This is a genomic window from Fulvivirga lutimaris, from assembly GCF_009711525.1.
In the GTDB taxonomy this organism is placed as follows: domain Bacteria; phylum Bacteroidota; class Bacteroidia; order Cytophagales; family Cyclobacteriaceae; genus Fulvivirga; species Fulvivirga lutimaris.
The window spans coordinates 35,110-41,935 of sequence record NZ_SMLV01000417.1 but is presented as its reverse complement, the minus strand read 5'-3'; the positions used below and the strand labels follow the sequence as shown (position 1 = coordinate 41,935).

6 protein-coding genes are annotated in these 6,826 nt (G+C 38.6%); 2 read left to right on the top strand and 4 right to left on the bottom strand.

What is annotated here, in order from left to right; genetic code table 11:
• Both E1140_RS16300 and E1140_RS16295 read right to left on the bottom strand, forming a co-directional pair.
• Positions 1–356: Fur family transcriptional regulator (locus E1140_RS16300; RefSeq protein ID WP_155186287.1), on the bottom strand; the 356-nt coding region annotated here is incomplete at its 3' end.
• 12 nt (positions 357–368) lie between these two features.
• Positions 369–2,165 carry an ABC transporter ATP-binding protein gene (locus E1140_RS16295; RefSeq protein ID WP_155186284.1) on the bottom strand — a complete coding sequence of 599 codons (1,797 nt, stop codon included), beginning with the start codon at positions 2,163–2,165 and terminating at the stop codon, positions 369–371.
• Positions 2,166–2,308: 143 nt separating this feature from the next.
• Here E1140_RS16295 and E1140_RS16290 point away from each other — a divergent pair, with 143 nt between their 5' ends.
• Complete coding sequence (locus E1140_RS16290) at positions 2,309–3,226, top strand: universal stress protein (RefSeq protein WP_155186281.1); 918 nt, start codon at positions 2,309–2,311, stop codon at positions 3,224–3,226.
• On the opposite strand, the gene E1140_RS16285 is transcribed toward E1140_RS16290, so the two are convergent.
• Positions 3,223–3,798 (bottom strand): hypothetical protein, encoded by a 576-nt coding sequence (locus E1140_RS16285; protein ID WP_155186279.1) that lies wholly within the window; start codon positions 3,796–3,798, stop codon positions 3,223–3,225. The genes E1140_RS16290 and E1140_RS16285 overlap by 4 nt on opposite strands.
• On the bottom strand, positions 3,798–5,318 hold the full coding sequence (gene gpmI / locus E1140_RS16280; protein WP_155186276.1) for a 2,3-bisphosphoglycerate-independent phosphoglycerate mutase: 1,521 nt from the start codon (positions 5,316–5,318) through the stop codon (positions 3,798–3,800). Before gpmI ends, E1140_RS16285 begins: the two co-directional genes overlap by 1 nt.
• 123 nt (positions 5,319–5,441) lie before the next feature.
• Here gpmI and radA point away from each other — a divergent pair, with 123 nt between their 5' ends.
• Complete coding sequence (gene radA, locus E1140_RS16275; RefSeq protein WP_155186273.1) at positions 5,442–6,809, top strand: DNA repair protein RadA; 1,368 nt, start codon at positions 5,442–5,444, stop codon at positions 6,807–6,809.
• The last annotated feature ends 17 nt before the right edge of the window (positions 6,810–6,826 follow it).

Sequence of the window (6,826 nt, the reverse complement as noted above, 5' to 3'; positions counted from 1 at the left end):
TTATATCCTTTTGGCAAATTTACTGCTGGTATTGCGATTTTTTCAAGACATGATGTTTGTCCACAAATTTCGCATTTGAAATGCACATGTTCGTGATTATGAGCATTTTCTGCACATTCATTACATAACGCATACTTAGTGACGCCTGCATCATCAAGGACTTTGTGCACCAGCCCCTTATCCAAAAAAGTCTTTAAAGTTCGGTAGACCGTTACCCTGTCATGAGAAGGGTCAACCTCCTTCTCAATATCAGATTGGCCAAGAGCCTGATTGGCATTCAGAAACATTGACAATACTTCATTTCTACATGAAGTAGACTTTAGGTCGTAGTCGCTCAAAATTTCTTTAACACGCATTGCTTAAAGTTACTAATTCAATTGAAACTGTAGGCGAGACAAGTAACTATAAATTCCTGTAGTATCTGAAGATAATTCTTCATGACTCCCCTGCTCCACAATTTCGCCTTCTTTTAAAACAAATATTTTATCTGCCTTGCGTATTGTAGCCAGTCTATGAGCAATCATAATTGTTGTTCTTCCTGTCATCAGCTGATCAAGTGCCTGCTGCACCAGATGTTCTGATTCAGCATCCAAACTACTGGTAGCTTCATCTAATACCAATATAGCAGGGTCTTTTAAGATCGCTCTGGCAATCGCCACGCGCTGTCTTTGTCCTCCTGATAGTTTAACCCCTCTTTCACCAACAATAGTTTCCATCTTCTCTGGAAATTTTTCAATGAACTCAAATGCGTTTGCCTTTCTTGCTGCTTCATTAATTTCTTCATCAGTCGCATTGGGTTTACCATATGCTATATTTTCTTTGATAGTTCCCCCGAAGAGCATAACCTCCTGAGGTACCATACCTATATTTTGCCTCAGCAAACTCAGATCATAATCTGCGAGCGCTTTTCCATCCATCTGAATCTCACCCTCACTTACATCATAAAACCTGGAAAGCAATTGGATGATAGTTGATTTACCAGCTCCACTCTGCCCGACCAGAGCCACTTTTTGCCCTGCTTCAATCTTGAAATTGATATTTTTCAACACTGTGATTTCCTTTCTGGTTGGGTATGAAAAGATTACATTGTTGAAACTTATTTCTCCTTTAAGCTTAGACTTATGTGCAAGTTCATTGATATCCTCCTTGTGTTCATCTATAATCTCCAAGACTCTTTCTGAAGCGCCAATCGCTCTTTGAACCTGACCATAAATATCACCGAGTCCGGCAATTGAACCTCCTATAAAAGTAGTATACAAAACAAATGAAAGCAGATCGCCAACAGACATAGCTCCTGACTCCACTAAAGTGGCACCATACCACATCACGGCTACAATACCTCCAAAAAGCGCAAAGATGACAAACGAAATAAACGCTCCCCGATAGGTTGCTGTTTTCAATGCTATGTTTACAACTTCATCAAGACTTTTTGAATAGCGCTTCTTCTCAAATATCTCGTTGGTAAATGCCTTTACAACATTTATGGCCTGCAACGTCTCTTCAACTACCGTATTGGCCTCGGCCAATTTATCCTGTGTGGCTTTTGACAGCTTCCTTATTGATTTACCAAAAACAAGAGCACTCAATACAAGTACCGGAAAGGTTGCCAGCATAAAAAGCGTCAACTTTGGAGCTATATAGAAAATGATTCCCACACCAATAATCAAAGTGGCGATTTGTCTGAACAGCTCGGCAAGGGTTGTTGAAAATGTTTCTTGCAACATTGAAACATCAGATGTAATTCGGCTTATTAATTCTCCAATTCTTCTGCTGTCAAAAAAGGTTGTAGGCAACATCACCATTTGGCTAAATACGGCCTTTCTAACATCAGCCATAGATCGCTCACTAACCTGAGCAAATAGATAAACTCTGAAGAATGAGAAGATGCTTTGAAAAAACAATACTGCAATTAAGCCAAGGGTTATTTGCGTTATAGAATTAACTATCCAGGGTTTGCCTGATGCTACATCCATAAGCTTTCCTGCCAGGTATGGGAACACCAATAATGTAGTGCTGCTAAATACCAGACATATCATCCCCAGTATAAAAGTAGTCTTATATGGGGTGATGTATTGGAACACACCCAACAGCTTTTTAAAGTTACTTTTGTTAAGGGATCTTTTATCTTCTTCTTTAAGGGGGTCTTTTCCTCTTCTCTTAGCCATGAAGTAGTTACAAAATGAGGCTGCAAATTTATCTAGTTTAGATGGGTTTGACTAATTATAAATTAAAAACTGAGATTACATAATTGGTTTAGTCATTCCCAAAATTTGATTTAACTTTAGGCAACGACAAACTAGAATAAGCTATGTTCCCTATAAAAAGAGTATTGGTTGGCCTTGATTTAACTGACATGGATGATCAGTTAATTGCCTATACATCGTATTTGACAAAAATTTTAGATATAGACGCCATCTACTTCTATCATGTAGCACCTAGTTTAGAAATACCGGATGCAGTCCTAAAAGAGTTCCCTGCGCTGCTTGCCCCGGCTGATGAGTCTTTAGAAAAGATTATTCAGGATAAGCTAGATCAGCACCTAAAATGCCCGGAAGGCACTCAGATAAAAATCGAGATAAGAGAGGGTAATGCTGAAGATAAAATTTTGAAATGGTCTGATATTAAAGAAATTGACCTTATAATAACTGGTCGTAAAGATGGCTTGAAAGGAAGCGGACTATTGCCAGGACGACTTGCCAAGCTAGCTCATTGTTCAATATTAATGGTGCCAGAGAAGGCCAGCACCAAAATTTCCAAAATAATGGTTCCGGTTGATTTTTCAAGATCAAGCAAAGAGGCCATTAAAGAAGCTCAGCTATTCTCTGAAAAGACTGGCGCCAAAATAGCATTACAAAATACTTATACTGTACCTTCGGGCTATCACAGAATCGGGAAGACCTTTGAAGAATTTTCGGAGATTATGCGGGGTCATGCTAAAAGTCATGCACTGGAATTTGTGAAGGAAACAGAACTTAACGAAGCCGACACAGAGTTAATCATTACACTAGACAATGATGAACAGCCGGCCGACAAAATAAATGAAGATGCTCAAAAGTTTAGTTGCGACTTAATTATCATGACTTCGAAAGGTAGAACCGGCCTAGCTAGTGTTCTCCTTGGAAGCGTAGCTGATAAAGTCTTGAGTATGAAAGGAAATATTCCTGTTTTAATAATTAAGAACAAGAAGCATAATCTAGGTTTCCTTGATGCCTTACTTAGACTTTAATACTTAAGGCTGCACCTGACATTAAAGTCAACGCGATCCTGAAGTAGCATTTTTTGAAAGCCTTTAATACTATAATGAGTAATTCTATTTTGATTCTTAATATCATCTAAATCTAAAATGATATTTTTTGACGCCTGAAAAATAGAATTTGACTCCTTCATTCTAACCTCGATTCTTTTAAGGTTTTCAACCTTATCCAGATAAAATACTTTAAAAGATTGAATAGGCAGAGTTTCACTATTGGCGGTATAGGCTAAAATTTTCAAATTACTATTCTCATCATCCCCTTCAGAAATGGAGTATTGTCCTCGCAATGCAGGTTTGTTAATATCTGCATCCATGATAATTTGAAATTCATCTGCCCACCCAAGACTATCAGGTACAAAGGCACTAGTTGATGAATCACCATTTACTATAGCAAACTTTTGAAGTTCAACTTTATCCGCTGTCAAAGCAGCTGCCTGCTCTACCATTAAGGATTGAATATTATAATACAGATCTACTTCCTTAGGCTTAAGATCACCACAGGACAATGAAACAACTGCCAATAAAATGAATATTGCCGACCTCATCAGATCAAAATGTTGCCATTCATTTCTTTAGGAGCTTCCACACCCATGACTTTCAAAATAGTTGGAGCCAAATCACCTAATTTTCCATCCGCGGCATCGCCTTTAAATTGCTTATCAACAAATATGCACGGAACCAGGTTTGTAGTATGTGCAGTGTTAGGTGAACCATCAGCGTTAATCATAATGTCAGAGTTTCCATGATCAGCAATGATAATGGTCATGTAATCATTATCAAGCGCTGTACTAACAACTGCTTCGGTACAGTTATCCACAGTTTCACAGGCTTTTACCGCTGCCTCAAATACTCCCGTGTGTCCCACCATATCTGGATTAGCAAAGTTTAAGCACACAAAATCTGGTTTGTTAGTATTTAGCTCTTCAATAATCTTATCCTTGATATCATTGGCACTCATTTCAGGCTGTAAATCATAAGTGGCTACCTTTGGAGAAGGACATAACAATCTTTTCTCACCTTCAAAAGGCTCCTCTCTTCCACCAGAAAAGAAGAATGTAACATGTGGGTACTTTTCTGTTTCCGCTATTCTAACCTGAGTTTTGCCTGCTTTTTCAAGTACCTCTCCTATTGTGTTAACCAAATTATCTTTATCAAAAACAACTTTTACATTTTTGAATGTATTGTCATAGTTGGTCATAGTAACATAATGAAGATCCAGCTTCTTCATACCTTGCTCAGGAAAATCCTGTTGCGTCAATGCTTGAGTAATTTCACGACCTCTATCAGTTCTAAAATTAAAGCACAAAACAACATCTCCTTCTTCTATTGTTGCGATAGGCTCATCTGTTCCATTAGTTACCACCAAAGGTTTTATAAACTCATCGGTTTCTCCATTTTGATAGGCCATCAACAATCCTCGAATTGCTGTATTTACTTTTTCACCTTCACCTTTCACCATTAAATCATAGGCAAGTTTCACCCGCTCCCAACGATTGTCTCGATCCATGGCGTAATACCTTCCTATAACAGAGGCAATTTTACCAGAGGTTCTACCCATGTGAGCTTCCAGGTCATTGATATACCCTTCACCTCCTTTAGGGTCAGTATCGCGTCCGTCCATGAAGGCATGTACGAATACATCCTGCAAGCCTTTTTCTGCAGCTAATGTGCAAAGGCCTTTGAGATGATCTATATGTGAGTGAACCCCTCCATCAGAGAGAAGTCCCATTAAGTGGATTTTCTTATCATTAGATTTTGCGTAGTCAAATGCTTCTGTGATAACTGCGTTATCATCAATTGTCTTTTCTTCAAAGGCTAGATTGACTTTTACCAGATCCTGATAAACTACACGACCAGCTCCTATATTCATGTGGCCAACTTCAGAGTTACCCATCTGCCCATCAGGCAAACCGACTGCCAGACCTGAAGCCTCTAATTTGCTATGTGAATATTTAGAATATAAAGAATCTACAAATGGTGTGTTTGCTTTCGCAATGGCAGAAATCTCAGGATTAGTTCCAAGGCCCCAGCCATCTAATATCATTAAAAGTACTTTCTTGCTCATAGCGACAAAAAACGTGAATTTTAACTAGGGCAACAACTTCAGTAAATGAAATCCCCAATCTTTTGAGATATTATTTCATTCGATGAATTAAATCATCAATTTTGATTCAAAATCTAAACATCATTGGCTAAAGTTAAATCCACATATTTCTGTCAAAGTTGCGGGTACGAATCTGCAAAATGGTTGGGCAAATGCCCTTCTTGCGAAGCCTGGAATAGCTTTGTTGAAGAGGTCGTTCAAAAGCCATCTAAAAATGACTGGCAAACCTCGGGAACATCAAAAAAGAGCAATACGCCTAAACCCATTAAATCAATTACCTCTGAGAAAATCAGTCGCATAGATACGCTTGATACTGAATTGAACAGGGTTTTGGGTGGCGGTATAGTACCAGGTTCTGTAATTCTAATTGCAGGAGAACCCGGTATTGGTAAGTCAACCTTAATGCTTCAGATAGGACTCACCTTAAACTGCAAAATCCTTTATGTGTCTGGTGAGGAGAGTGAACAGCAAATAAAAATGCGTGCTGATCGTATGACAGATAATATTAAAGGTGATTGTTTCATTTTGTCAGAAACCTCAACACAAAAAATATTTACACAAGCCGAACAGCTTGCGCCAGATTTAATGATTGTGGATTCAATCCAGACATTACATTCTGATCAGGCAGAGTCATCTGCTGGCAGTGTTTCACAGGTGAGGCAATGCACGGCTGAACTGATTCGATATGCCAAAGAAACAGCAACACCCATATTTTTAGTAGGCCATATTACTAAAGATGGTGCCATTGCAGGCCCCAAAGTATTAGAGCATATGGTAGATACAGTGCTTCAGTTTGAAGGTGACAGGCATTTGACTTATAGAATATTAAGAACTACTAAAAACCGTTTCGGGTCAACTTCTGAATTAGGTATTTATGAGATGATAGGTACTGGATTGCGCCAAGTCAGCAATCCGTCTGAAATTTTGATTTCTCAAAAAGAAGGTGATTTGACCGGTGTAACCATAGGTGCAACCATAGAAGGTAACAGGCCTTTGATGATCGAAATTCAGTCTTTGGTAAGCACTGCAGCTTATGGAACACCACAACGAAGCTCCACGGGTTTTGACTCTAAAAGACTCAATATGCTACTTGCTGTATTAGAGAAACGCTGTGGTTTTAGATTAGGCTTGCAAGATGTATTTTTAAATATGGCTGGTGGCATCAAGGTAGAGGACCCGGCTATGGATCTTTCCGTTTGCTGCTCTATTATTTCTTCATTAGAAGAAATCTCAATATCTGATAAGGCCTGCTTTGCTGCAGAGGTTGGTCTTGGTGGAGAGCTAAGAACGGTCAACAGGTTGGATAATAGAATTGCAGAGGCTGAGAAATTAGGTTTTGAAACTATCTATATATCGAAATATGGATTGAAAGGACTGGATACTTCAAAATACAAACTGAAAATACTTTCTTTCTCAAAAATAAATGACGTTTTTACTGACCTTTTTGGTTGACATATTATGGAAGAGTT